This is a genomic window from Qipengyuania sp. (genome assembly GCF_042095715.1).
Classification (GTDB): Bacteria; Pseudomonadota; Alphaproteobacteria; order Sphingomonadales; family Sphingomonadaceae; genus Qipengyuania.
On the sequence record NZ_JBELMO010000030.1, the window covers coordinates 1 to 25,130 of the forward strand.

Annotated in this window: 30 protein-coding genes; 15 read left to right on the top strand and 15 right to left on the bottom strand. The window is 63.4% G+C overall.

Annotated features, from left to right (window positions below; all coding sequences use genetic code 11):
- The 3 genes from rho to hemE form a co-directional block, all read right to left on the bottom strand.
- Window positions 1–1,203 (bottom strand): transcription termination factor Rho (rho, locus tag ACFDTG_RS08735; RefSeq protein WP_375290645.1); only part of this gene is annotated, 1,203 nt, incomplete at its 3' end.
- Window positions 1,204–1,362: 159 nt separating this feature from the next.
- The gene (locus tag ACFDTG_RS08740; protein ID WP_375290646.1) at window positions 1,363–1,806 is read right to left on the bottom strand and encodes a CopD family protein; all 444 of its coding nucleotides are present in this window, start codon (window positions 1,804–1,806) and stop codon (window positions 1,363–1,365) included.
- Between the two features lie 24 nt (window positions 1,807–1,830).
- Window positions 1,831–2,856 (bottom strand): uroporphyrinogen decarboxylase, encoded by a 1,026-nt coding sequence (gene hemE / locus ACFDTG_RS08745; RefSeq protein ID WP_375290647.1) that lies wholly within the window; start codon window positions 2,854–2,856, stop codon window positions 1,831–1,833.
- A gap of 322 nt (window positions 2,857–3,178) precedes the next feature.
- On the opposite strand from hemE, the gene ACFDTG_RS08750 reads away from it, so the two are divergent.
- The 9 genes from ACFDTG_RS08750 (at window position 3,179) to ACFDTG_RS08790 (ending at window position 9,082) form a co-directional block, all read left to right on the top strand.
- Complete coding sequence (locus ACFDTG_RS08750; protein ID WP_375290648.1) at window positions 3,179–4,027, top strand: pyruvate, water dikinase regulatory protein; 849 nt, start codon at window positions 3,179–3,181, stop codon at window positions 4,025–4,027.
- Window positions 4,024–4,629 (top strand): Maf family protein, encoded by a 606-nt coding sequence (locus tag ACFDTG_RS08755; RefSeq protein WP_375290649.1) that lies wholly within the window; start codon window positions 4,024–4,026, stop codon window positions 4,627–4,629. The genes ACFDTG_RS08750 and ACFDTG_RS08755 overlap by 4 nt, the downstream gene beginning before the upstream one ends.
- Complete coding sequence (locus ACFDTG_RS08760; protein WP_375290650.1) at window positions 4,626–5,480, top strand: shikimate dehydrogenase family protein; 855 nt, start codon at window positions 4,626–4,628, stop codon at window positions 5,478–5,480. Before ACFDTG_RS08755 ends, ACFDTG_RS08760 begins: the two co-directional genes overlap by 4 nt.
- Window positions 5,477–6,070, top strand: coding sequence for a dephospho-CoA kinase (coaE, locus tag ACFDTG_RS08765; protein ID WP_375290651.1), 594 nt, complete (start codon window positions 5,477–5,479; stop codon window positions 6,068–6,070). Before ACFDTG_RS08760 ends, coaE begins: the two co-directional genes overlap by 4 nt.
- Before the next feature lie 53 nt (window positions 6,071–6,123).
- On the top strand, window positions 6,124–6,837 hold the full coding sequence (gene dnaQ / locus ACFDTG_RS08770; protein WP_375290652.1) for a DNA polymerase III subunit epsilon: 714 nt from the start codon (window positions 6,124–6,126) through the stop codon (window positions 6,835–6,837).
- Window positions 6,838–6,892: 55 nt separating this feature from the next.
- The gene (gene hpf / locus ACFDTG_RS08775) at window positions 6,893–7,468 is read left to right on the top strand and encodes a ribosome hibernation-promoting factor, HPF/YfiA family (RefSeq protein ID WP_375290653.1); all 576 of its coding nucleotides are present in this window, start codon (window positions 6,893–6,895) and stop codon (window positions 7,466–7,468) included.
- A 7-nt stretch (window positions 7,469–7,475) separates the two neighbouring features.
- Window positions 7,476–7,919, top strand: a complete 444-nt coding sequence (locus ACFDTG_RS08780; protein ID WP_375290654.1) for a PaaI family thioesterase — start codon at window positions 7,476–7,478, stop codon at window positions 7,917–7,919.
- A complete protein-coding gene (locus ACFDTG_RS08785; RefSeq protein ID WP_375290655.1) occupies window positions 7,916–8,251 on the top strand; it encodes a DUF1491 family protein in 336 nt (111 codons plus the stop codon). The genes ACFDTG_RS08780 and ACFDTG_RS08785 overlap by 4 nt, the downstream gene beginning before the upstream one ends.
- Window positions 8,252–8,452: 201 nt before the next feature.
- Window positions 8,453–9,082: a cell wall hydrolase gene (locus tag ACFDTG_RS08790; RefSeq protein ID WP_375290656.1), complete on the top strand. Its 630-nt coding sequence runs from the start codon at window positions 8,453–8,455 to the stop codon at window positions 9,080–9,082.
- Window positions 9,083–9,085: 3 nt separating this feature from the next.
- Here the strand turns inward: ACFDTG_RS08790 and xth are convergent, their stop codons facing one another.
- Genes xth through ACFDTG_RS08805 form a run of 3 tightly spaced genes read right to left on the bottom strand, consistent with a single transcriptional unit; the run spans window position 9,086 to window position 10,667 of the window.
- Complete coding sequence (gene xth, locus ACFDTG_RS08795) at window positions 9,086–9,859, bottom strand: exodeoxyribonuclease III (protein WP_375290657.1); 774 nt, start codon at window positions 9,857–9,859, stop codon at window positions 9,086–9,088.
- 10 nt (window positions 9,860–9,869) lie between these two features.
- The gene (locus tag ACFDTG_RS08800; protein WP_375290658.1) at window positions 9,870–10,193 is read right to left on the bottom strand and encodes a HesB/IscA family protein; all 324 of its coding nucleotides are present in this window, start codon (window positions 10,191–10,193) and stop codon (window positions 9,870–9,872) included.
- 42 nt (window positions 10,194–10,235) lie between these two features.
- The gene (locus ACFDTG_RS08805; RefSeq protein ID WP_375290659.1) at window positions 10,236–10,667 is read right to left on the bottom strand and encodes a CBS domain-containing protein; all 432 of its coding nucleotides are present in this window, start codon (window positions 10,665–10,667) and stop codon (window positions 10,236–10,238) included.
- A 105-nt stretch (window positions 10,668–10,772) separates the two neighbouring features.
- Here ACFDTG_RS08805 and ACFDTG_RS08810 point away from each other — a divergent pair, with 105 nt between their 5' ends.
- A complete protein-coding gene (locus ACFDTG_RS08810; protein ID WP_375290660.1) occupies window positions 10,773–11,045 on the top strand; it encodes a hypothetical protein in 273 nt (90 codons plus the stop codon).
- 65 nt (window positions 11,046–11,110) lie between these two features.
- Here ACFDTG_RS08810 and ACFDTG_RS08815 read toward each other — a convergent pair whose 3' ends face one another.
- The 5 genes from ACFDTG_RS08815 to ACFDTG_RS08835 form a co-directional block, all read right to left on the bottom strand.
- Window positions 11,111–11,473, bottom strand: a complete 363-nt coding sequence (locus ACFDTG_RS08815; protein ID WP_375290661.1) for a ferredoxin — start codon at window positions 11,471–11,473, stop codon at window positions 11,111–11,113.
- Window positions 11,470–13,596, bottom strand: coding sequence for a prolyl oligopeptidase family serine peptidase (locus tag ACFDTG_RS08820; protein WP_375290662.1), 2,127 nt, complete (start codon window positions 13,594–13,596; stop codon window positions 11,470–11,472). The genes ACFDTG_RS08815 and ACFDTG_RS08820 overlap by 4 nt, the downstream gene beginning before the upstream one ends.
- Window positions 13,597–13,688: 92 nt before the next feature.
- Window positions 13,689–14,135 carry a DUF2497 domain-containing protein gene (locus tag ACFDTG_RS08825; RefSeq protein WP_375290663.1) on the bottom strand — a complete coding sequence of 149 codons (447 nt, stop codon included), beginning with the start codon at window positions 14,133–14,135 and terminating at the stop codon, window positions 13,689–13,691.
- 46 nt (window positions 14,136–14,181) lie between these two features.
- Window positions 14,182–15,723 carry a TolC family outer membrane protein gene (locus ACFDTG_RS08830; RefSeq protein ID WP_375290664.1) on the bottom strand — a complete coding sequence of 514 codons (1,542 nt, stop codon included), beginning with the start codon at window positions 15,721–15,723 and terminating at the stop codon, window positions 14,182–14,184.
- Window positions 15,723–16,337 (bottom strand): protein-L-isoaspartate O-methyltransferase, encoded by a 615-nt coding sequence (locus ACFDTG_RS08835; protein WP_375290665.1) that lies wholly within the window; start codon window positions 16,335–16,337, stop codon window positions 15,723–15,725. Before ACFDTG_RS08835 ends, ACFDTG_RS08830 begins: the two co-directional genes overlap by 1 nt.
- Window positions 16,338–16,473: 136 nt before the next feature.
- Between ACFDTG_RS08835 and ACFDTG_RS08840 the strand changes: the two genes are divergently transcribed.
- The 3 genes from ACFDTG_RS08840 to ACFDTG_RS08850 all read left to right on the top strand — a co-directional run bounded on the left by ACFDTG_RS08840 (window position 16,474) and on the right by ACFDTG_RS08850 (window position 20,091).
- Window positions 16,474–18,000, top strand: a complete 1,527-nt coding sequence (locus tag ACFDTG_RS08840; protein ID WP_375290681.1) for a fumarate hydratase — start codon at window positions 16,474–16,476, stop codon at window positions 17,998–18,000.
- 98 nt (window positions 18,001–18,098) lie between these two features.
- Window positions 18,099–19,346 carry a sensor histidine kinase gene (locus ACFDTG_RS08845; protein ID WP_375290666.1) on the top strand — a complete coding sequence of 416 codons (1,248 nt, stop codon included), beginning with the start codon at window positions 18,099–18,101 and terminating at the stop codon, window positions 19,344–19,346.
- Window positions 19,339–20,091, top strand: a complete 753-nt coding sequence (locus ACFDTG_RS08850) for a LytR/AlgR family response regulator transcription factor (protein ID WP_375290667.1) — start codon at window positions 19,339–19,341, stop codon at window positions 20,089–20,091. The genes ACFDTG_RS08845 and ACFDTG_RS08850 overlap by 8 nt, the downstream gene beginning before the upstream one ends.
- A gap of 233 nt (window positions 20,092–20,324) precedes the next feature.
- Here the strand turns inward: ACFDTG_RS08850 and ACFDTG_RS08855 are convergent, their stop codons facing one another.
- Window positions 20,325–20,666 carry a UrcA family protein gene (locus ACFDTG_RS08855; RefSeq protein WP_375290668.1) on the bottom strand — a complete coding sequence of 114 codons (342 nt, stop codon included), beginning with the start codon at window positions 20,664–20,666 and terminating at the stop codon, window positions 20,325–20,327.
- 204 nt (window positions 20,667–20,870) lie between these two features.
- Here ACFDTG_RS08855 and ACFDTG_RS08860 point away from each other — a divergent pair, with 204 nt between their 5' ends.
- Together ACFDTG_RS08860 and ACFDTG_RS08865 are read left to right on the top strand one after the other, a co-directional pair.
- A complete protein-coding gene (locus ACFDTG_RS08860) occupies window positions 20,871–21,722 on the top strand; it encodes a diacylglycerol kinase family protein (RefSeq protein ID WP_375290669.1) in 852 nt (283 codons plus the stop codon).
- Entirely contained in the window at window positions 21,715–22,575 is an 861-nt protein-coding gene (locus ACFDTG_RS08865) for a metallophosphoesterase family protein (protein ID WP_375290670.1), read from the top strand. Before ACFDTG_RS08860 ends, ACFDTG_RS08865 begins: the two co-directional genes overlap by 8 nt.
- 46 nt (window positions 22,576–22,621) lie before the next feature.
- Here ACFDTG_RS08865 and ACFDTG_RS08870 read toward each other — a convergent pair whose 3' ends face one another.
- The 3 genes from ACFDTG_RS08870 to rplM all read right to left on the bottom strand — a co-directional run bounded on the left by ACFDTG_RS08870 (window position 22,622) and on the right by rplM (window position 25,094).
- On the bottom strand, window positions 22,622–23,830 hold the full coding sequence (locus ACFDTG_RS08870; protein ID WP_375290671.1) for a GGDEF domain-containing protein: 1,209 nt from the start codon (window positions 23,828–23,830) through the stop codon (window positions 22,622–22,624).
- 254 nt (window positions 23,831–24,084) lie between these two features.
- A complete protein-coding gene (gene rpsI / locus ACFDTG_RS08875) occupies window positions 24,085–24,615 on the bottom strand; it encodes a 30S ribosomal protein S9 (protein WP_375290672.1) in 531 nt (176 codons plus the stop codon).
- The gene (gene rplM, locus ACFDTG_RS08880; protein ID WP_375290673.1) at window positions 24,615–25,094 is read right to left on the bottom strand and encodes a 50S ribosomal protein L13; all 480 of its coding nucleotides are present in this window, start codon (window positions 25,092–25,094) and stop codon (window positions 24,615–24,617) included. The genes rpsI and rplM overlap by 1 nt, the downstream gene beginning before the upstream one ends.
- Window positions 25,095–25,130: the final 36 nt, after the last annotated feature.

The following is a 25,130-nucleotide window of genomic DNA, read 5'->3' on the forward strand; positions in this document are numbered from 1 at the left end:
GAATTCCATCGCGTCGATCGTGCCCATCTGCATCAGGATGCGGCGCAGCACCCACATCTTGGTGAGCTTGTCCTTTTCCACCAGCAGCTCTTCCTTGCGGGTACCGGACTTGCCGACATCCAGTGCCGGGAAGATGCGCTTGTCTGCAACCTTGCGGTCAAGCACGATTTCGCTGTTGCCGGTGCCCTTGAACTCTTCGAAGATCACCTCGTCCATCCGGCTTCCGGTATCAATCAGCGCGGTGGCGATGATGGAGAGCGATCCGCCTTCCTCGATATTGCGCGCCGCGCCGAAGAAACGCTTGGGGCGTTGCAGCGCGTTGGCGTCGACACCGCCGGTCAGCACCTTGCCGGAGCTCGGAACAACGGTGTTGTATGCGCGGCCCAGGCGCGTGATCGAATCGAGCAGGATAACGACATCCTTCTTGTGCTCGACCAGCCGCTTGGCCTTCTCGATGACCATTTCGGCCACCTGGACGTGGCGGTTGGCAGGCTCGTCGAAGGTGGAGGAGATGACCTCGCCCTTCACGCTGCGCTGCATGTCGGTAACTTCCTCGGGCCGCTCGTCGACGAGAAGCACGATAAGGAAGACTTCGGGGTGGTTGTCCGTGATCGCCTTGGCGATGTTCTGCAACAGCACGGTCTTACCTGTGCGCGGCGGCGCGACGATCAGCGCGCGCTGGCCCTTGCCCTGGGGGCTGATGATGTCGATGACGCGCGCCGACTTGTCCTTCACCGTCGGGTCCAGCGTGTCGAGCGACAACTTCTGGTCCGGGTAGAGCGGCGTCAGATTGTCGAAGTTCGTCCGATGACGAACCGCGTCGGGCTCGTCGAAGTTGACCTTGTAGAGTTCGGTCAGGGCAAAATAGCGCTCGCCTTCGCGCGGTGCACGGATCTCGCCTTCCACCGTGTCGCCAGTGCGCAGGCCCCATTTGCGGACTTGGTTGGGCGACACATAGATGTCGTCGGGGCCGGCAAGATAGTTCGCCTCGGGCGAGCGCAGGAAGCCGAAACCGTCCTGCAGCACCTCGATGGTGCCGATGCCCATGATCTTTTCTTCGTATTCCTCATCCTCGGCGAGTTCGCGCAGGATGCAGAACATCAGGTCCTGCCGGCGCATGGTGCTGGCGCCTTCGACGCCGAGTTCCTCGGCCATCGAGACCAGCTCGGCCGGCGGTTTCATTTTCAGGTCGCGCAGATGCATTGCGGATAGTCCATTTCGGAGAATAATGTTGCCGGCAGGTCGTCAGGGCTTGGGGAAAGCAGACCCGGGCGTGGCACACAGGCCGGCCCATGCCGTTTAGGTGCGCTCTAGATAAGTGGCGCGCGCTTCAGCGTCAATCTGGCAAGTGGTCGCTTCGGCTCAAAAAGGTTTCACCACGACAAGTACGACGATCAGCACCAAAGCCAGGGCCGGCGCCTCGCCCCACATGCGCAAGCGCTTGTCGGTGAGCGGGCGCTGGCCGCGTCCGATCTTCTTGGCTTGCGCGACCATGTAACCGTGATAGCCGGAAAGAAGCAGCACGATCAGAAGCTTGGCGTGCAGCCATCCCTCGCTCCAGGCGTCGAGGGCGATCGCCAGCAGAATACCCAGCACCCACACGACGATCAGGCTGGGTGTCAGGATGATCGAGCGCAGCTGGCCCATGCGTTTCGCCCACAGCGCTTCCTCTTCGGAACCGGGCGCCGACAGCGAGGCGTAGATCATCTGGCGCGGAAGCATGAACAGCCCGGCCATCCAGAACACGATGAAGATGATGTGCCCGGCCTTGAGCCAGGGATAGAGCTGGGCGAGAGTCGTTTGCATCGCGCGTCGATGTAGCGCGGGACGTTAGCGCCGCCAACCACGCACGACATCGAGAAGGCGTTCGACATGAGCGATCGGAGTATGCCGGTCGATCCCGTGACCCAGGTTGAACACTTGCGGACGCCCCGCGAATGCCTCCAGGATCGCCACGGCGCGCCTTTCGAGCGTTTCGCCCCCAGCGAGCAGGAGCAGGGGATCGAGGTTCCCCTGTACCGCCATACCGTCGGGAAGCTCCCGGTTCACCCATGCCGGATCGAGCGTCTCGTCCACGCCGATGGCGTCGACACCGGTTTCGCGGGCATAGGCGCCCAGCTTCTCGCCCGCCCCCTTGGGAAAGCCGATGATTGTTGCCTCGGGACAGCGGTCCCTCAGCGCCGCGACGATGCGCGCGTTGGGCGCGATCACCCAGCGTTCGAATTGATCGGGCGCGAGAGTGCCCGACCAGCTGTCGAACAATTGGACGGCCTCGGCTCCCGCAGCGATCTGTCCCGCCAGATAATCGACCGTGACCTCGGCGATCCGATCGATGATCGCCTGCATCGCGGCGGGATCGCGATAGGCCATGGCGCGCGCGGCATGCTGGTCCCTGCTGCCTTCACCCGCGATCATATAGGTGGCGACCGTCCAAGGACTGCCTGCAAAGCCCAGTAAGGTGGTCTCAGAGCCAAGCGCGGCCTTTACCGCAGCGACGGTGCCATAAATGGGCTCGAGGCGCTCAGGGACGCTTACGAGCGAATTGAGAGCATGATCGACCAGAGGCGGAGACAGGTGTGGGCCTTCCCCGGCGAGAAAGGCCAGGTCCTGACCCATCGCGTAAGGCACGATCAGAATGTCGGAAAAGAGGATGGCGCCGTCGAAACCGAAGCGTCGGATCGGCTGGAGCGTGACCTCCGCCGCGGCCTGAGTGTCGTAAACGAGTTCCAGGAAGCCACCCTTCTCTGCACGAAGTTCACGATATTCGGGAAGGTAACGGCCTGCCTGCCGCATGAGCCAGACAGGCGAGCGCTCACCGCAGCGTCCCTTCAGGGTGTCGAGAAGCAAGCCGGGCATCGCGCGTGTCCAATCCAATAAAACTAAGATTCTTAAAAGAGATGATGGAGTCTGTTGGCCCTGTGGAAAGCGGGGACGGCAGCGCCCTGCCCGATTTCTCCCGGTTTGAACAGATGTCGGGCGGGCCGCGACTCGTGTTCGGCAATGAGTCGAGTCAAACTTATCCTGGTCATCCCCAGGCTGTGGGAATCGCGACCTTCCTGTCCACTTGTCGCCGGGCGAATCGGCCTGCAGTGGGGAGCGAATTCATACCCAAACTTGTCGCCAGAGTGCTCCCGTGGTTTATGCCCGCCATTCTCCACAACAGGAGCGGCAGAAAACCGTGAAGCGCATCCACCTCCATCTTGTTTCCGACTCCACGGGGGAAACATTGGAAATGATTGCCAAGGCCGCGCTCGCACAGTTCGAGAACACCGATGTGGTACGGCATTTCTGGCCGATGGTGAGAAGCCGTCAGCATCTCGACCGCATCGTACCGGAACTGACCGCCAATCCCGGACTGGTGCTTTACACTTTGGTCAACGTTGAAACACGCCGCCGGCTCGAAGAGCATTGTCGGCATATTTCCCTTCCCGCCGTGCCGGTGCTCGATCAGGTGACCGAAGCATTGGAGGCTGCGCTCGGCCAGGAAGCGCATGGCCGCCCCGGACGCCAGCATCTCATGGATGAAGCGTATTTCCGGCGTGTCGACGCTATCCAGTTCACGATCGCTCATGACGATGGAATTGCGCATGAGGATTGGGAAGAAGCCGACATCCTGCTCGCCGGCGTATCGCGCTCTTCCAAGACGCCGACCAGTATCTATCTCGCCAATCGCGGTTACAAGGTCGCGAACATTCCGCTCGTTGTCGAAAGCCCACCGCCCGCGAAATTGTTCGAACTCAAGAACCCGCTCGTGGTGGGGCTGACCAGTTCTCCCGAACGGCTCGTGCAGATCAGGCGTAACCGTTTGCTGACCCTGGGGGAGCAAACCACCACGGACTACGTCGACAACGAGAGGGTGCAAGCCGAAGTGACCATGGCGCGCCGGATGTTCGCGGACCGGGGCTGGCCGGTCATCGATGTGACACGGCGGTCGATTGAGGAAACGGCCGCCGCCGTGATCCGGCTCCTGGGTGAACGCGAGCGCAATGGCGGAGACCGTGGGTTCGAAGGCGTGAAAGCGATATGACGGTGTTTTCACGTGAAACAATCGTGCTTGCGTCACGCAGTGCGTCGCGCTGCGCGATGCTCGATCAGGCTGGCGTGGCATTCGAGTCCGTTCCTGCTGATGTCGACGAACGGGCGATCGAGGCAGAAATGGGTGATGCCGACCCCGAGGAGATCGCTCAGGCGCTGGCGGCGGCAAAAGCGGTCGCGGTCTCGGCGCAAAGACCCGATAGCTGGGTGCTCGGGAGCGATTCTCTTGTCGAGGTGGATGGTCATCGCTTCGATAAACCCGCTTCGAAGCAAGAAGCGGTCGATCATCTGCGTGCCTTCTCCGGCAGGACGATGACCTTGCATAGCGCGGCGGCGCTGGCACGCGGCGGAAGAATAGACTGGGTGGCCAGCGATTTCGCGCGGCTCGCGGTTCGCGACCTGAGCGACAGCTTTATCGAGGCCTATATCGAAGCGGAGTGGCCTGCGGTCGGTGCATGCGTCGGCGTCTTCCGTATCGAGGGACCCGGACCGCAATTGTTTTCCAGGATTGCGGGCGACCAGTTTACGGTTCTCGGAATGCCACTGCTGGCTGTGCTGGACGCGTTGCGGGCAAGAGAAGTTTTGCTGGCATGAGTGCTTATGCGGAGGTGATCGGCGATCCGATCGTCCAATCGAAATCACCCGTGATCCACGGGTTCTGGCTCGAACAACTTAGTATCCCCGCCCGATACGATGCGGTGCGCGTTAGCGAGGGAGACGTGGCCAGCTATTTCGCGGATCGGAGAGCGGATCCGGACTGGCGCGGCTGTAACGTGACGATGCCCCTCAAACGAGCGGTGATGTCCGAGCTGGACGAGCTGGACCCCAAAGCCAGGGCCATCGGCGCGGTGAACACGATTTTCCGTTCCCCGGATGGCGCTTTGACGGGCACGAATACCGATGGGGACGGCTTCTGCGAACCGCTTGGGCCCATTCTCGAGCAGAGCCATCTCTTCCGGATGGCCCGGGTTCTGGGGACAGGTGGCGCGGCGCGGGCGATCGTGTGGGCGCTGGCCCGTCGCGGCTTCACCATCGTGTTGGCAGGCCGCGACCTCGCGAAGGCTCGAAGCCTTCTAACTGAGCTCGCCCCCGAGGGGGAGCACCACGCTATCGAATTGCAGCACTTTGCCGAGCCTACCGATTTCGCTTTCGACGACAGGCAGGGATGTTGCGATCTTGTCGTCAATGCGAGCGCGCTGGGAATGCGCGGCCAGGCCCCGCTGCGCTTCGACTGGAGCCATGCGCCGCCCGGCAGTATAGCCTACGACATTGTGACCGATCCGGTTCGAACTGCATTCCTCCGGTCGGCGTCCGCGCAAGGGTTTGCCACTGTCGATGGTCTTTCCATGCTGATCGGCCAGGCGGCACTGGCGTTCGAGAAATTTTTCGGAAGCCCTCCACCGCGCGAGAACGATGCCAGCCTGCGCAAGTTGCTGACGGGGTGACTCCTCCTTTGAAATTTGGCCTCACCGGTTCGATCGGAATGGGAAAATCGACGGTAGCCGATATGTTTCGGGCCGAAGGCGTTCCGGTGTTCGATGCCGATGCGGAGGTGCGGCGTATGCAGGGCGCTGACGGCGAACTGGTGTCGGCGATCGAAGCTGCCTTTCCCGGCACGACCGGACCTCAGGGTGTGATGCGCGAAGTGCTTGGCGCACAGGTTTTCGGGCGGCCCGAAGCGCTTGCGACGCTCGAGGCCATTGTGCATCCCGCTGTCGGACACAGGCGATCAGAATTCATGGTCGCGAATGCCGATGTTCCTTTGGTCGTTTTCGATATTCCGCTGCTGTTCGAAAAGGGTGGGCACGACGGCGTTGACGCGGTGGTGGTTGTGTCCGCTCCTGCCGAGGTGCAGCGCGAGCGAGTGTTGGCCCGTCCGGGAATGACGCCCGAAAAGTTCGCCCAGATCTTGGCCTTACAAATGCCGGACGCGGAAAAACGGGCGCGGGCGGATCACCTCATCGATACCGGCACCTCGCTCGCCGAAACCGAAGCGGCGGTGCGACGGCTGATAAACAAGCTCGTCGATTGCTGACCGGTAAGGGCCGGGGCTTGCGGAGGCGGTCCAAGAGGCGCACAAGACTGTCGATGCGCGAAATCGTATTCGATACCGAAACGACCGGGTTCGATCCCCGAACGGGTGACCGCATGGTGGAAATCGGCTGTGTGGAACTGCTTAATCTAGTGCCCACCGGTCAAACCTTCCATGCCTATTTCAATCCGGAACGGGACATGCCCTCCGGCGCCGAGCAGATCCATGGCCTTTCCGCTACATTTTTGAGCGACAAGCCGCTGTTTCGCGATAGCGTGAAGGCCTTGCTGGAATTCATCGGTGACAGTCCCCTGATCGCACACAATGCCGGTTTCGACTTCTCGTTTCTCAACGCCGAACTGGCGCTTTGCGCGCTCGATCCCGTGTGTTCGAGCCGGATGATCGACACGGTGGCGCTGGCCAAGAAGCGTCACCCCGGAGCAAAGCTTTCGCTGGACGCTCTGTGTACGCGCTACGGCATCGATCGCAGTCACCGGGTCAAGCATGGCGCCTTGCTCGACGCAGAGTTGCTCGCGCAGGTCTATGTCGAGTTGAAGGGCGGCCGGCAGATTGGTCTCGAACTCGCGACGGAAGCTGTCGTCGAGCCAAGCGAGCCACACGGCAACCTGATCGACTTGCGCCCGGTCCTTGCGGCCAGGCGCGAAGTCCGCGTCCACCAGGCCAGTGCCGAGGAACTGTCGCGTCACGCCAAATTCCTCGCTCAGATCAAAGATCCCCTGTGGGGCACCGCTTCGGGCGAGCCGCGTTGATCGCGTATCCTCAAGCCCCAAAGGGGAGAGGTCGGAAATAGGAGAACGGACACCCATGGATATCCGCGTTTCGGGACACCAGATTGACACCGGCGAAGCTTTGCAGACCTATGTCGGTGAACGCCTTGGCACGATGGTCGAAAAATACTTCAGCCGCGCGCTGTCTACGCATGTGACCTTCGGCAAGGGTGCGCATGGCGCCTTCACCAGCGATCTGGTCACGCACGTGAACAAGGGACTCATCCTTAAGAGTCACGGCGAAGCTCAGGATGTCCACCAAGCATTCGATCAGGCGGCGGAGAAGCTCGACAAACAATTGCGGCGCTACAAGCGCCGGTTGCAGGATCGCCATCACCAGGCGTCGCATGCCGAACAGGAACAGGAAGCCGCCTACACGATCTTTGCCTCCCCCGCCGACAGCGACGCGGAAGAGGCCGATGAAATGGCCGGCGCACCACCGATCATCGCCGAAACCACCGCGGATATCCCCGAAGCGAGCGTAGCCGACGCGGTGATGATGCTCGATCTACGGGACACTGGGGCGCTGCTGTTCAAGAACGCCGGCACGGGCAATCATAACATGGTCTATCGCCGCCGTGACGGATCGATCGGCTGGGTCGAACCGCGCTGATCGGATCATGTCGGGCGCAGAACTGCATTATCGCGCGTTGGAGCGGCTTTACGATTCTGCGCCCATCAACCGGCTATTCGCGTCGAACCTGGCGGTGACCGGCGAGGGGGCGGCGCAGATAACCTTCGATGTGACAGAGGAGGTCTTTCACGCTGCCGGGGCGGCCCATGGCACCATCTATTTCAAGATGCTGGACGATGCGGCTTTTTATGCCGCCAACACGCTGGCGACCGACCGTTTTCTCCTTACTACCTCTTTCAACCTTCACTTTACCAAGCCGGTGAAACTGGGCCGGGTCACCGCGACAGGGAAATGGGTGTCGGGGCGAAAGCGCGTCTTCGTGGCGGAATCGCGACTAGTCGACGAAGAGGGTGAGGAGATCGGGCGTGGTACGGGCACCTTCATGCGCAGCCGCATCCCGCTGTCGGGCTTGCCCGGCTATCGGATATGACCGGACGGCTGCCAGCTCACATCGAGGTGGCTGGACTGATTCGCGCTGCCGAGGCTGCAGGTGGCTTCGCCATGGTCGTGCAGAAGGGCGAGAAGGATGCCGGCGTCATTCACATATTAACCCTCGAGAGGGGCGGAAATTCACGCTTCTGGGAACGCATGCCGCGACTCGACGGCACCCGGGTTTTTCAGAGCGTGAAAGAAGAAAATCCTGAAAACAAAGAAGAATTTACGTCGTACGTTGAAAAAAGACGTCGCCAGGACCCCGATTCCTGGATCGTTGAACTGGACATCGCGCATCCCGCACAGCTCATCGCAGACTGGGCGGGTTAACTTGACTTGGTTGCCATTGTGACTAATTGGCCGCCCGAAGTTTGGCGCAGGCGGCACGGGACGGCATTGGGGTCGACCGGCTAGCGCGCAGACGGGAAACGACCGACAGGCCAGCCCTTTTGGGCAATATCTCGGGATCTTGCATTCGAGCAATCCCACCGGCCTGCATCCGGGAGTTTACCGCACAGACAGATCTGATCAATGCCCGCAAAGAAGATCACCGCCGGTGCGGCGGTGCTTGCCGTTACCCTTGTCGCAACGGTAAACTTTCTCGAAGGATCCCGCGCAGTAGCGCAGGATGCCGCCCCCATCGTCCACCAACACCCAGAAACCGCCCCTCAAGTGGAATTCGTCCCGAATGAGGTGGTACAGGCTCTCCCGGAGCCCGCGCCCGAAGAGGTGGCACCGGAAGCGAGCAGCCTGCGTGAGCTGGTTGCCCAGATGCCGAACGAGACCAGTCTAGACGAGGAGATGCGCTGCCTGGCGGGCGCGATCTACTTCGAATCGCGGGGCGAGCCTCTCGCCGGCCAGTTGGCTGTTGCCGAAGTGATCATCAACCGCGCCGCCAGCCACCAGTTTCCCGCCGATTACTGCGGCGTGGTGTATCAGCGGTCGCAGTTCAGCTTCGTGAAGAATGGGCGCATGCCCAACATCCGGACCGGTTCCGCCGCCTGGAAGCGCGCCAGGGCGATCGCGCAGATCGCGCACAAGGGCCTCTGGGACAGCGAGGCGGTAGGATCGCTCTTCTTCCACGCTCGCTCCGTAGCCCCATCCTGGAGGCACAAGCGCCACGCGATGGCCACGATCAGCAGGCACGTGTTCTACAAGTAAGGATCAGCCGCCGATCTCGACCCACACCGGCGTGTGATCGCTGGCCTTCTCCCTGCCGCGGTATTCCTTGTCGACCCCCGCCGCGGTCATGCGATCGGCCAGCTCCGGACTCAGCAACAGGTGGTCGATACGGAAGCCGTGATCGCGCTGCCACGCGCCGGCCTGATAATCCCAGAAGGTCCACACGCCGCCGCGCGGGTTGAGGGTATCGATGGCGTCGGTCCAACCGTCCGCAAGCAGGCGGGCGTAGGCATCGCGTGATTCGGGCTGCATCAGCGCATCCGATGCCATGGCGGCTGGGCTCCACACGTCCTTGTCTTCGGGAATGACGTTGTAATCCCCTACTACCGCAACGGGGATCTCCATCGCCCATAGTTCGCGCATCCGGGCGCGCAGTCGCTCCATCCAGCGCAGCTTGTAATCGAATTTCGGCCCCGGCTGCGGATTGCCGTTGGGCAGATAGATGCAAGCGATCCGCATGCCGTTCACATCGACTTCCAGATAGCGGGCGTGTTCATCCTCGGGATCGCCCGGCAAGGTCCGCTGGGTTTCGACCGGCTCCACGCCGTCGGCGAGAATGGCAACGCCGTTGAAGCCCTTCTGGCCATGCCAGATCGCCTTGTATCCGATCTTCTCGAACTCGCCGGCGGGGAAGCCTTCGTCCTGGCTCTTGATCTCCTGCAGACACGCGACGGTGGGCCGAGTTTCCTCCAGCCATTCCAGAAGCCGTGGCAAACGGGCTTTGACGCCGTTGATGTTGTAGGACGCTATTCGCATCCCGGCAGCTTTAGATGCCGAAGCTGGATCCGCAACCGCAGCCGGCGGCCGCCTGCGGATTTTCGACCTTGAAGGCCGCCCCGCCCAGCGATTCCACGAAGTCCACCGTGCTGCCCGCCACCAGGTCCAGGCTCACGGGATCGACCACCAGCCGCACCCCGTCGGTTTCGCTGACGACATCGTCGCCTTCGGGATCGCTGAGCTCGAACTTGTACTGGAAGCCGGAACAACCGCCGCCCTCCACGGCGAGTCGCAATACCGCAGGCCGCGCCTGCTTCTGGGCAATGGCGGCGACACGCTTTGCAGCGGCGTTGGTGAGGGTCAGGCTGTTCATACTCTCTGATTTAGGAAGCGCAGGGCACCACCTCAAGCGCGGTCACGCCATCTGGATATAATCGCGCATCGCGCTCGCTTCGCGGCTGACTTCGTCTATGCGGGTTTTCACCAGGTCGCCGATCGAGACGAAGCCGATCATCGCATCGCCCTCAACCACTGGAAGGTGCCGGATGCGGCGGCGGGTCATCAGCCCCAGCGCTTCTTCGCATTCATCGTCACGGGTGATGGTGATCGCCGGCGATGTCATCACCTCGCGCACCGGTTTGGAGAGCGTTCCCTCCCCCTCGGCAGCCAGGCAATAGAGCACGTCACGCTCCGACACGATGCCCACCACCTTGCCGTGTTCCATCACCGGCATGGCGCCGATTTTCTTGTCAGCCAGAAGGCGAACGGCCTCCTTCAATGTCACGTCCACCGTGCAATGGACGATCTGCGAGCTTGCACGACCTTCGATGAGTTTTCCCACCTGCATGGTTCGTCTCCCATTTCTGCGATTGCAGAATGCCATGGATCGCCCGCGAAGGCGAATCGCCATTCGCGCATTGCGTCGACACCCCGCGATCCCCAGTATGGGGGCATGCCGCGCCCATCCCCGCTCGATGATTCCCAGACCGCCCGTTTCGCCTGGAAGCGCTGGCGCCGGCTCATGGCGTTCATGGTGGTGGCTACCGTGGCGACGCTGATCGCCGCTTTTGCCTACTTCCATTCGCTGGGGGAGCCCGTGTCCATCCACTTTTACATCGCGGTGGGGCTGGGCATCACCTTGATGATGATGCTGACCGGCGCATTGATGGGGCTGGTATTCCTGTCCAACGGCACGGGCCATGACGATGTGGTCGGCGAAGACTAGGCGCTGGCAACCTGCCGAAAACCGGCGAAGTCGATACGATGTTCACCTCTACCCACGCCTGACTGTCACGCCGTTCGCAGCCTGAACTCCTCGACCGGAGCGCCTCCGATCAGATGTTCCTGGATAATTCGCTCCAGCACCGCCGGAGAGCAGGAGTGATACCAGATCTGGTCCGGCCACACGACCGCGATCGGCCCCATCGTGCAAATCTGCAGGCAATCGGCCTTGGTCCGCTGCACCGATCGCCCCGCCAGCCCAAGCTGCTTGAGCCGCAGCTTGAGATAATTCCACGACTCTTTCCCTTCGGCGCGCGAGCAGCATTTCTGCTTTTCCGCCAGCGCGCACAGGAAAATCTGGCGCTCCACCGTCTCGCCGCCGATCTTCGCAAGCGCGGCTTTCGCCTTCGCCCGGTCCCTATCCGCGCTCACTGCTTCAGCCAGCGGTCCAGCCAGGCGAACACCGTGTTGTGCCATTGCAGCGAATTCTTCGGCTTCAGCACCCAGTGGTTCTCGTCCGGAAAGACCAGCAATTGCGAGGGAATATCGCGCATCTGAAGGGCGGTGAAGCTGGCGATGCCCTGGGTATAGGGGATACGGAAATCCTTCTCCCCCGTGATCACCAGCATGGGCGTCTGCCACTGGGAGACATAATTGACCGGATTCCACTTCTCGTAGGCCTGCGGATCCTCGAAATAGGTCTTGCCGCCGTGGTCCCAGATATCGAACCACAGCTCCTCGGTTTCGTAAGCCATGGCGCGCGCGTCGAACACGCCGTCGTGCTGGACCAGGCACTTGAAGCGGTCGTTCCAGCGGCCCGCGATCCAGTTCATCATGTAGCCGCCATAGCTGGCGCCCATCGCGCATGCCCTGTCGCCATCGATCTGGTTATCCTTGGCGAGCGCGGCGGCGAGGCCCTTCTTCAGGTCTTCCAGGGGCTTGCCACCCCAGTCGCCGCGAATGCTGTCAGTGAAGGCCTGCCCGTATCCGGTGGAACCGTGGAAATCGACCGAGATCACCGCATAGCCCTGGCTCGCCACCACGCGCGGGTTCCAGCGCGACGACCAGCCGTCGTTGAACGACCCCTGCGGTCCGCCGTGGACATAGAGGATGGCGGGCAGTTTTCCGCCAACGCCCTCAGGCTTGGTGATCTGGCCCCAAACGGTGTCGCCATTGGCGCCGGCGAAGCTGAACCGCGTGGTGACGGTGGGGGCGAGCGCGCCCATCCGCGTGGTGGCCACATCGGTCAGCGGCATGGCCTGCTGCCAGTTCTGAGTCAGGAACAGCTCGGCCGGTGCGCCGATCGAATCGCGCGTGAAGATCATCCGATCCCCGTGCAGGGCGGCGACGTTGCCGATATGCGCTTCCGGCCCCGCCATCAGGTCGAGCTTGGTGACTTCGCCGGTGCGCGGATCGATGCGGAAGGCGGGGGTATCGAGCACGTCCTGCGCGGTCGCGATCAGCCAGCGAGAGTCCGGCGTCCAGGTGAGGGAGCCGAACGAGCGGTCGAACCCTTCGGTGAGCGCGGTCACCTGACCGGTCTTGATATCGCGCAACTGCACCACCTGGCGATCCGACTCATAGCCAGGCCGCGCCATGGCGACATAGGCGAGATACTGGCCGTCGGGAGACGGCGTGGGCAGCGCATCCGTCGCCTCGTTCGCCGTGGTCAGATTGACCGGGGCTTTGCCGGAGAGGTCCGACTGCCAGATATCGAGATTGGTGGAACGCGGCTCGTCCTTGTCGGCCCGGCGTGCGACGAAGAACAAGGTCTTGCCGTCGGCGGAAAAGGCGACATCCTCGCCCCCGCCAAAGGGCTGTGTAGGCGTATCGCCAACCAGCGCGCCGGCGCCCGCAGGCCCATCGGCGGGCATCCCCGTGCCCGTGGCCTTGCCGCCTTTCAGATCGTAAACGAAAACGCGGCTGTAGATGCCCGGCGTCTCCCAACTGTCCCAGTGCCGGATGAACCCGCCATCGCCCTGATAAAGACGACCGGTTCCCGGGCCCGGCAGATGGCCCTTGCTGTCAGTTTCGGGGCAGCCAAAGCTGGCGCAATCGCGCCCTACATTGCCCCACACAGCCAGTCGATCGCCCTGCGGGGCAACGGCAAAGCCGTTTACGGAGGCGGGGAGAGCGGTGACCTGCGTTTTGCCGCTGACGGCGCCATTGGCACCGATCCGCGCGCGCCAGACCTGGCTGCCGGTGCCCTGCCCTTCCGCCGCGTCGGCCAGAAAATAGAGCCAGCCGTCGCCCGCGAAGCGGGCATCGCCCGCCCCATCCAGCCCCGAAAGCTTCACCGGCTGCGCCATCGGATCGAGCGACCGCAGATAATGGGTGCTTGTGCGCTCGTAACTTTGCGGATCGGTGGTGGTGACCGGATAGACGATGCGCTGGCCATCCTCGCTCACAGCCACTCCGCCGAGCCGCGGCATGGTGACGAGGTCCTGCGGGCTCATTGCCGGCCGGGAGCCAGAGGCCTGCGCAAGAATGGGGGTTGCGAAGACGAGCGCGAAAGCGCCGGCGGTGAGGGTGATGAGCCCGTGCGATCCTGTCATGGTCGGGACGCTAGCGAGCGATATCCAAATAGGACAGAAAAATCTTTTCAGCAGTAACTACCGCCGCTTGCACCGATTTTTCGCGCCGCGACTCAGGGCTTCTTGCCAGCGATCCGGGCAATCTCTGCCTTCACCAGATCCTCCACCATGGGGGGCAGATTGTCGTCGAGCCATTTGGCCAGCATCGGGCGCAACATCTCACGCACGAGCCCTTCGAGCGAGGTTTCGCCGGATCGGACGATCTGCGGTTCGCGGCCCGGCTTGGCCAGCATGGCAAGTGCGGCGAAGTTCTCCGCGATGGCGCTGCTCTTCTCCTCGGCGGTCAGCGGGCGGGCCGTTTCCTCTTCGGCGAAGCGACCCTGAGTTCCTTCCTCGTCCGCCAGCGCGATCATCGCGTCCTCGTCCAGTTCCAGGATTTCATCCGCCTCTTCGCGCGAGGCGGGCTCGACCTCTGGCGATGCGGCGGCGCTTTCGCGCGCGATCACCTTCTTGATGGACTCGAGGATCTCCTCCACCGACGGTTCGCCTTGTCGCTGCATTGGCATTACCCCTGTCGACTCGGCGCGAATCGCGCCGCGAATCGGGTTAATAACCGCTAATGTTCCCGTTTTCATCCCTCGCCGGCATGTCCTGTTCCGGAATTGAGGCGTCGGCGGGCGGCACTTGGGCGGTGCTGGTCGTAGTCACCTCGGGCGCGGGATCGCTTTCCCAGTCCAGCCACTTGCCCTGCACGCGCTCGTAATTGATCGCCGGATCGTAGAGCATGCCCTCGCCGACCAGCCCCAGATCGCGCGCTTCGGCGCGGCCCATCGCGGCCAGCAAGTTAAAACCCGCGACATAGGCGTTGCGGCGTGCCGTCACCAGCGCGACCCGCGCATTCAGCAGTTCCTGCTCGGCATTGAGCACATCGAGGATCGTGCGGTTGCCGATCGAATTTTCCGCGCGCACGCCCTCGAGGCTCAGCGTAGCTGCGTCCACTCCACTTTGTGCGCTGACGATCACCGCGGATGCCGCCTGCCAGCTCGACCAGGCGGCGCGCGTCTGCGCAATGACCAGCCTTTCGGTTGCGATCACGGTTTCCAAGGCCGCACTCTGGCGGGCCTGCGCCTGGCGCCTCTGCGCGGCGGGCAGCCCGCCCTGGAACAGCGGCACATTTAACTGCACCCCCACCTGCACGGCGGTGTTGGTGGTTGGGATGGTCGTGACCGGCCCGACAGGGCTGGTCGGATCGGTGGGATCGATCGGCCCCACCGGCACGCCTGAGGTATCGATCGAATTGAGATAGTTGTTGTAGGTGCCGCCCGTGATCAGCGACACCCGCGGCAGGCGCGATGCCCCCGCGACGCGCACGTCGAATCCGGCGGCCCGCGCACGATCCTGCGCGGCGAGGATGTCGGGGTTGCGTTCCAGCGCGATGTCCACTGCGGTTTCCACATTGGGTGGGAAGCCGGGCAGCGGCGGGGGCGGCTGCAAGCTATCGGCGGCCATCCCGGTCAGCCGGGCGTAAGTTTCACGCGCTGCGATGAGATTTGCCTGCGCGGTGGTGAAATCGCTCTGCGCCAGCGCCAGCCGGGCCTGCGACTGCGCCACGTCGGTGCGGGTGAGATCGCCGATCTCGAACCGGTCACTGGTGGCTTGCAGATTGACCGAGAGCACATCGACCTGATTGGCCTGAAGCCCCACCACCGCCTGGTTGCGCAACACGTCCATATAGGCGGCCACGGTCTGGCTGAAGATATCGCTTTCGGTGGCGCGCAGATCGGCGCGGCCCGCTTCGACCCGGGCGGTGGCGCCGCGCACGCCGTTCTTCACCGCGCCGCCCGAAAAGATCGGAACGCCGAGATTGAGCTGGCCGTTGACCGCGCGTTCCGGGCTGAAACTGCTGGTGGAGCTCTGCTTCACGAATTCGAGATATTGGCCGGTGGCAGTGACGTTCGGCCGCCCCGCCGCCTTCTGGATCGCCACCCCTTCGTCGGTAGCGCGCTGGTTGGCGCGGGCGACGGCAAGCGTGGGATTGTTGACGTAGGCTGCCGTCAGCGCGTCCTGCAACGTATCCGCATGGGCGGCGCCCATCGGCACGAGCGCCGTGGCGGCCAGCGCCGCCGCCATGATTCCAAAGCGTTTCATCAGAAAGTCCAGCCGACCTCGCGGTCGAAGGCGGGCAGGCGGGGCACGCCTACCTCGGAAAGCGGCACCAAACCGACGCCGCCACCCGCCTTGCGCCCGGCGGCCAGCCTGGTGACGCCCCGTTCGAAGAGGCCGGTAACGACGCGGGCGTCGGGGGCCAGCGCCTTGATTAGCGCGGCGGGCAATTCCTCGATCGCGCCGTCGATCAGCAGCAGCGTGGCATCCTTCATGCCCGGCTTCCCCGCGGCCGCATCGGCGGGCGTGGCGATCGTCATGCTGGCGACAATCGGTTCCACCAGAGCGGCAAGGTAGCCGCTGCCCGCATCCACCACGATCGTCCGGTCCGCGGATGTCGGGCGCCCTTCGGCCAGCAGCATGCCGTGAAACAGCGGCGCGGGCAGGAAACCACCATCCGGCAGGCGCACCGCGCGGTCGGAATAAGCTGCGGCCCGTTGGCCTTCGGGCACGAAATCCTCACGCGGGACGGTGCCCATGCGAGCCAGCACGAAAGCTTCGGTCACGCCGCTGGTGCGCAATTGGCTGTCGATCATCGCGCGTCGCGCGTCGTCGAAACGGGTCCCACCCCGTTCATTGAGGGTCGCGGTCTCGATCATCGGTTCGCTTCTAGAACTCCAGTGTGGGAAAGGCGATTGCCTTATCGGCAACAATGGGTGCGGCCAAGTTCTTTGACGCTTGCCCGCACGCATGCCTATGAGCCACACCCCATCGACCGGAGAAGGGCTGCTTTCGATGAGCGACATGATCACGATCCAAGAAGACGACCTGATCGAAAGCGTGGCGGACGCCCTGCAATACATATCCTATTACCACCCGATGGATTACATCCGCGCCCTGGGCGCGGCCTACGAGGCGGAGAAGGGTCCGGCAGCCAAGGATGCGATCGCGCAGATTCTGACGAACAGCCGCATGTGCGCGGAGGGCCACCGCCCGATCTGCCAGGACACCGGCATCGTCAACGTTTTCGTGAAGTGGGGCCAGAGCTGCCGCCTGGGCTCGGACCGCAGCCTGCAGGAGGTCGTGGATGAAGGGGTGCGTAAGGCCTACACCGATCCCGACAACAAGCTGCGCGCCTCGATCCTGGCCGATCCCGCCTTCACCCGGCGCAACACCCGCGACAATACCCCCTGCGTGCTGACGGTCGAGATGGTCCCCGGAAACACCGTTAGCATCGACGTCGCGGCCAAGGGCGGCGGCAGCGAGAACAAGTCCAAGTTCAAGATGATGAACCCCAGCGATAACATCGTCGACTGGGTGATCGATCAGATCCCCTCGATGGGCGCGGGCTGGTGTCCGCCGGGGATGCTCGGCATCGGCATCGGCGGCACGGCGGAACATTGCATGCGCCTCGCCAAGCAATCGCTGATGGAACCCATCGACATGGCGCAGCTGAAGCAGCGCGGGGCGCAGAGCGATATCGAGCAGCTCAGGATCGACATTTTCGACGCGGTCAACGCTCAGGGCGTGGGCGCGCAAGGCTTGGGCGGACTGTCCACCGTGCTGGACGTGAAGATCTACGAAGCGCCTTGCCATGCCGCCGGCAAGCCGGTGGCGATGATCCCCAACTGCGCCGCGACGCGCCATGCACATTTCACGCTGGACGGGTCGGGTCCGGCCTATCTCGAGCCGCCAAAGCTGGACGAATACCCCAAGGTCAACTGGCAGCCCGATGCGGAAGCACGGCGCGTCAATCTCGACAATCTGACCTCAGAGGAAGTGGCCACCTGGAATGCGGGCGACCGCATCCTGCTGTCTGGCCGGATGCTGACGGGCCGCGATGCGGCGCACAAACGCATAAAGGATATGCTCGACAGCGGCGAGGAGCTTCCCGTCGATTTCAAGGGCCGCGCCATATACTATGTCGGTCCAGTCGATCCGGTGATGGGCGAGGTCGTTGGCCCGGCGGGCCCGACCACGGCCACCCGCATGGACAAGTTTACCGAGATGATGCTGGATCAGGGCCTGCTCGCCATGATCGGCAAGGCGGAGCGCGGTGCCGATGCGGTCGATGTCATCAGCCGGTTCAAGGTCGCCTATCTCATGGCCACCGGCGGCGCCGCCTATCTCGTCGCGCGGGCTATCAAGGAAGCGAAGGTGGTGGCTTTCGAAGACCTCGGCATGGAAGCGATCTACGAATTCACGGTCCAGGACATGCCCGTGACGGTGGCTGTCGATGCGCAGGGCAACAACGTGCACACGCAGGCCCCCGCGGCGTGGAAGAAGAAGATTGCCGAGGAGCATCTGCTAGAAGGCGCCTGAACCAGCCGCCTTGGCATCGCGGCTCACATCGACAAGTGCGCGCAACCATCCGACGAGCGGCGTGGCAAGACGCGGCTTTCCGGTTTAACGCCGCGTGAATGACATATGAAGAGGTCCGCGCCGGCGATCGCAGCGCCACTGTTCCGTTGCGTTTCGTCACGGCCTCGATCGTCGCGCTGTGGCTGACATATTACCTTCTCACCACCGCGCGCGCCGTGCTCCAGGATTTCGGCGCGCAGGAGGAGCTGTTGTGGCGCCGCGCCCTGCTGATGGCGGTGGGCGTGGGCATGACCATGCTGGTGTGGCTAATCCTGCGTCTGTTCGACGAGCGACGGTTGTGGGTGAAGGCCCTGGTCGCGATTTTCGTAGCGCTGCCCGCTTCCATTCCGATCGCGCAGGCCCAGCAATGGATTTTCAGGGACGTTCAGGAAAGGGAAGAGGCGCGCATTGCCGCCGAGCAGGGCTTCGTGCTGCGCCGGGACGAAGCCGGTAGCCTTTTCGTCGACGTACCTGTCAACAAGCTGCAGAACCTGCCGCCCAGCATAGTGCCATCCCCCAGCGAATCGGCGACTTTTCAGATTCAGGACGCCCCCACCTCGCTCGATAACTGGCGCGCCATCGCCGATATCGCGCTGGGGCGGTATTTCGTGATTCTGGCCTGGGCGTCGCTCTATTTCGCCATGCTTGCCGGTGCCCAGGCGCGCGAATCGCAGCGACGCGAGGAACGCTTCCGAACCGCGGCCAAGGCGGCCGAGCTGCGGTCGCTGCGCTATCAGGTCAACCCGCACTTCCTGTTCAACGCGTTCAATTCGCTTTCCGCGCTGGTCATGACCGGTCGGCCCGACAAGGCGGAAACCATGATCCAGTCGTTGTCGCGCTTCTATCGCCACAGCCTGGCCGAACACACCGCGTCCGACGTTCCGCTGGAGGACGAATTTTCGCTCCAGCGCGAGTATCTCGAAATCGAGAAGGTGCGCTTTCCCGAGCGGCTGCGGACGCGATACGAGTTGCCGGCTGCGCTGAAGGCCTATCGGGTCCCGGGCATGATCCTGCAGCCGCTGGTCGAAAACTCGGTCAAATACGGGGTCGCCAACAGCGCGAAGCCGGTCTGTGTCGAGATCCTGGCGGAAGAGGATTTCGGGAGGCTTGTCATCACCGTGGCCGATGACGGCCCGGGCGCGAAAACGGGCGGCAAATCCAATGGGTCCGGCTTCGGGATCGGCCTTGCGAATGTCCGCGATCGCCTAGCCGCGCGCTTCGGCGATGCCGCCAGCATAACCTCCGGCCCGCGCCCAGGCGGGGGCTTCCAGACTCAACTCCGGATACCGATGGAACGCCATGGCTGACTCTGCTCAAGAAACTTTGCGTGCCCTGATCGTCGACGACGAACCGCTGGCGGTGGAACGGATGCGCGCGATCTGCTCGCGCATTCCTTCTGTCGAGGTGATCGGCGATGCCAGCGACGGAAAATTGGCGCTGGACAAGATCGAGGGTGCCGCGCCCGATCTGGTCCTCCTCGATCTCACCATGCCGAACATGGACGGGATGACCGTGGCGCGGACGCTCGCGAAGCAGGAGACCCCGCCGGCGGTCATTTTCGTGACCGCGCATGACGATCACGCGGTGGAAGCCTTCGATCTCGATGCCGTGGACTACGTGCTGAAGCCGGTGGATCGCGACCGCCTGGAACGCGCGATCCAGCGCGCGGTCTCGCGGCGCGGAGAGCGCGAGGCGGGACCGCAGTCGCAATGGCTCGACGAACTCTGGGTGCCGCATCGCAGTGAGCTGATCCGCATCGGCATGGCCGAAGTCGACAGGATCGATGCGGAGCGGGATTATGTTCGCCTGCATGTGGGCGAGGGCGAGGACCGCAGAAGCTACCTGCTGCTCCAGACCATCGCCGGGCTGGAGGCCAAGCTGGATCCGGAGGAGTTTATCCGCATCCATCGCTCCACGATCCTTCGCCGCGGTGCGATTGCAGGCCTTAGGCATGATGGCCTGGGGGTCTGGTCGGCGGAGCTCGTCGATGGCGAAGCGCTGCGGATCGGGCGCACCTATCTGTCGAAGGTGAAGGCGATGGCGGGCCGTTAAGGGGCGGATAGTCGCGGGCCTTGCGGGGCCCAGCAAAGCGGACCGCACCGGTCATTCATTCAAGGGGGAAGGGTGCGAACCGGAAGGTCATTCGGGGTCAGGGGACAGCCCGGCTCGCTTTTTCGATCTAGGGAGCGATCGCTCGCGACACACGGGCCGCTCGACCAGCCGCCGATTCCCTCTGACGAACGCACATGGATCGCCAGAGGGATCGGCGGCCGGGGCGGGGCTCTTCAGGACTCCACCGTGACGGCGGATGCCTCAGCGCGGCGGATGGTCTTGCCGTACATCGCGACGGCCTTGCCGATCTGCGGCTGGGCCTCGCTCATGGCGACACGCATGCAGATTTGTGCCTTTGTAAGGTTGCGGCTCTTCCACGCGCCATCCATGTCGCAGACATCTTCAGCGGCGCTGCGCACCCTGCTTCTCAAGGCCTTCACCCCGTCGGCGGTGGACAGATCGAGATCGCTGTAGTGGACCTTGGCGGTATTGGTGTTCGTCGCAGGTGAGGCCAGAGCGGGGGTGGCAATCGCCAGTGCCGCGAGGGCGGCGGAACAGGTGATCGAACGAAGCATCTTTCTCTCCTTTTTCTGCGGATCGGACGTGATCCACGGAGCAATGACTACACATGTAAATAACCTTGTCTCGCCAAGCTCGACCAAGGTTTGTCGCGCCTTGACCAACAACAGAACTGCCCGACCAAGCGCCGATTACGGCGGTTGAGCGGCATGGCAGCGGGTTCCGCCGGAACTTGCGCGGCGGTTCGGGTTTGAAACCTTATGGAAACTTTCGACTCGGCCTGGCTGATCGTAAACGCGGCCAGTGGCAGCAATTCCCCGGCTGCTTTGGAGGATCTGCGGCAGTGCCTTGCCGACCATGGAATAGAGGTAGCGCGCGAGATCGATTTCCCGGACGATGATCTGCCTACGCCCGAGCAGCTTGACCAGGCCGGCGTGCCCCTGCTGGTGATCTACACCGGCGACGGTACGCTTAATGCAGCCATTCGCTCCGTCGAGGGTTGGGGCGGCGCTGTCCTGGTATTGCCGGGCGGCACCATGAACCTGCTCAGCAAGCGCCTGCACGGGGATTTCTCGAATAAGGAGATTCTCGATATCGTGGCGGCAGCGGGCGCCTTGCGCCGCCGGATTGCGAAGATTGTTGGTCCTTGCGGCGAAGCCTATGCCGGCCTTCTGGCAGGTCCGGCCACCCAGTGGGGCGAAGTGCGCGAAGCGATGCGCGATCTGGACATCGCGGCCATGGCGAGCGGCGCCGCAGAGGCGCTCGAGAAATCGACGGGCGACACCAAGACGCGCGTCTTCGATCCGCTGCTCGGCGACCGTGAAGGCTATCCCCTCATCGAGCTTACCCCGGGCGAGCACGGAATCCAGCTCGACGTGTTCCATGCCGACGATGCGGGCGAATTTGCGGCGCAGACCTGGGCGCTGATGCGGCGCAGCTTTCGCGACGGACCCCATGACCGGCTCGGCCTGGTGGACGCGGTCACGCTCGAAAACGTTGACGGATCGCAGTTGCAGGTGCTGCTCGACGGCGAAAAGTGCCAGGCCGGTGCCCGCGTCACCTTCGAGGTGGCACCCTCCGACGTGGATCTGCTAGCGACATACAATGGCTGAAGCACCCACGCTGATCTTCCATCTCTCGGACATTCATTTCGGGCTCGAAAACAACCGCGCGATCGATTGGGTCAAGCGCGAGATCGCCGAACGGCGCCCCGCCGCGGTCGCCATCACTGGCGATCTCACCATGCGTGCGCGCCACCGCGAATTCGACGCTGCCACCCGGTGGATCCGCTCGCTCGAAGCGCCGGTGACGGTGGAGGTAGGCAATCACGACATGCCCTATTTCAACCTCATTGAGCGGTTCTTCACGCCCTACGCCCGGTTTCACGGCATGCAGGATGTCGTCGAAAAGGAACTCGAGCTGCCGGGCCTGGCGGTGGTCCCGCTCAAGACGGCGGTGCGCGCCCAGCCGCGACTGAACTGGTCGAAGGGCTGGGTAACGTCTCGCTCGCTCGAACGCTGCCTCGCCGCGATTGACCGGTTGCCGCGGGGGACAAAAGCCTTGGTGGCGGTCCATCATCCGCTTCGCGAGGTGGGCACACAAGGAACCGCCCTTACACGGGGAGGCGGCAAGGCGCTTGCCGAACTGGCCAAGCGGCCGGTCGCCGCGGTGCTGAGCGGCCATGTCCACGATGCCTTCGACATCACCGAGCAGACGGAGAACGGTCCCGTGCGCATGGTCGGGGCCGGCACTCTGTCGCAGCGCATTCGCTCGACCCCGCCCAGCTTCAACGAACTGACCTGGGACGGCGAGACGCTGAAGGTCTGCGTGCGCAACCTGTCCGAACTTTCTACCGAAGACATGCAAATCCGCGACGTACCCGAAGATGCACGCCCTCCGCGTCAGCCGGGGGAGCCGGTAGCGCCCGCGAACCAGGTGCCGCGAACCGATCCGCCGGTTCACTGATTCTGGCCAAGGCTGGCGATCCTTGGTGAGGGGCCGGTCGCGAGCGTCAGGCCGCGATGGTTTCCCCCACCGCATGAATGACAACCCGGTTCCTCCCGGTGTTTTTCGCCTCGTACAGTGCGCGGTCGGCCAGCTTGACCAGGCCGTCGCCCGATAGCTGCGTCGCCCGTGCTACGGCCACGCCGATGCTGACAGTTGTCGTTGCGGCGGGCAGCGACGGCGCGTCGAAACGAAGCCTCGCGACCTTGCGTACCACGCTTTGCGCCACGGTATGGGCCGCTGCCTTGGACGTGCCGTGGATCGCGCCGATGAACTCCTCTCCGCCAAGTCGCGCCGCGAAGCCGCCTGCACGCTCCAGCTCGCGCGCCAGGGTCTGGCCCACCCGGCGGATGCATTCGTCGCCCATGGGGTGGCCATAACGATCGTTGAACGCCTTGAAGTGATCGAGATCGATCATCATCACCGTCAGTGCGCCGCCGGTTTCGAGAGCCGCGGCATAAGCCGCATCAAACCGTGATTCGAAACCGCGACGGTTGCTCAGCCCCGTCAGCGGATCGCGTTCCGAAAGTAGTCGCAACTCCTCGTTGGCATTCAGCAGCCGGTGGTTGGCCTCCCTCGATTGCACGGCAAGAAGAAAGGCGCGATCGCGCAGCCGATCATGGCGCAGCTTCACCGCCAACGGTCCAAGGCAGCACATCGCGGTGAACAGCACGATGCTGCCCGCACTAGGCGTCGCGCCCTCCTCCATCAGCACGAATAGCGTCACGATCAGGCAGCTCATTGCGCCCACCCATAGGCAGTGACCCGCTCTGAGAGGTGTGAGGATAATGTAGAAACCGACGACCACGCCGACACCCATCATGTAGCGGTCGAGATGAGGCTGTCCGGCTTTCACGCCAAGGTAGGCGATGACAAAGGCGAGGACGACCACCGCAAGTCCGGACGTCGCATTGCGCAAGCGCGGCTGCGCGCCGCAGCAAAAAAGGGCGAGCAAATAGGCCGGGACCATAAGCGACATGCGCATGGCCAGCCCCTCTGAAAGGATTCCCGCTGACGCGTCGAAACCAAGATATCCAAACGTCAGCACCAATCCGGACAGATTCAGCCCGCGCAAATCGCGGGCAACCCGGTGCCCAGTCTCGGCCTGTTCGAGCGCCTTTACCGAATCTGGCCAAGCCCCGAACCGCCGATCGGGATCGAGGCTGCAGGCCTGCGCCGCCGCGCTTTGCATATCGGGGGGGGCGTCGATTCCCATCCCGGAATACTAACATTTGCTATTAAACAAGTTCTGAACGCCTCCGGGGGGCGTCGGCACGCCGTCCGGCTAGGATCGATCTAATGCTTGCTCACGGTGGATCTTCGGAGGGGCACAAATGAAGCGCGCCGTGCAAAGAAAACGTGGTGTTGAGGGGCAGATTGGATGGCCAGGAAAAGCCACCCGGCCATAAGAAAAGGGCGGCCCCGGCATGGGACCGCCCTTCCTCGGTGACTGGTAGGTCGTGTGTTCGCCTAGCGCTTCGAGAACTGGAAGCTGCGGCGGGCCTTGGCGCGGCCGTATTTCTTACGCTCGACCACGCGGCTGTCGCGGGTCAGGAAGCCCGCGGCCTTGACGGTGCTGCGCAGCGCCGGCTCGTACTTGGTCAGCGCCTGACTGATGCCATGCTTGACCGCGCCGGCCTGGCCCGAAAGCCCGCCGCCCTTGACGGTGGCGATTACGTCGTACTGGCCCTGACGCTCGGTGATGGTGAACGGCTGGTCGATAACCAGGCGCAAAGTCGGACGCGCGAAGTAGACTTCCTGGTCCTTGCCGTTGACGATGACCTTGCCGGTGCCGGGCTTCAGCCACACGCGGGCGGTGGCGTCCTTGCGTCGGCCCGTGGCATAGGCACGGCCCTGCTTGTCCAGTTCCTGCTCGCGCAGGGGAACTTCGGCGCGCTGCGCGATTTCGGCGGAGTCGCCCTGGGGGGCGTCACCGGCGATGTCCTTCAGATCGGCCAGATCGGAAACGGAGTTGCCAGAATTGTTTGCGGTGTCGGCCATTACTTGGTCGCCTTGTTCTTGCGGTTCATGCCCGCGACATCGAGCGTTTCGGGCTGCTGGCCGTCATGCGGATGCTCGGTGCCGGCATAGAGGTGGAGCGCCTTCATCTGGGCACGGCCCAGCGGCCCGCGCGGGATCATTCGCTCCACGGCCTTTTCCAGCACGCGCTCGGGGAAGCGGCCTTCCAGCACCTTGGCCGGGGTCGTTTCCTTGATGCCGCCGACATGGCCGGTGTGCTTGTAATAGATCTTGTCGGTCATCTTCTTGCCGGTGAACTTCACCTTGTCGGCATTGATGATGATGACATGATCACCGCAATCGACGTGCGGTGTGAAGCTGGGCTTGTGCTTGCCGCGCAGAATATTGGCGGTGATCGCGGCGAGTCGGCCGACGACGAGGCCGTCGGCATCGATCAGGTGCCATTTCTTTACGACCTCGGCAGGCTTGGCGGCCTGCGTGATCCTGGTGAGCGCCTTCATGGGCTGTGCTTTCTCGTAAACTAGGGTTTCCGGCGC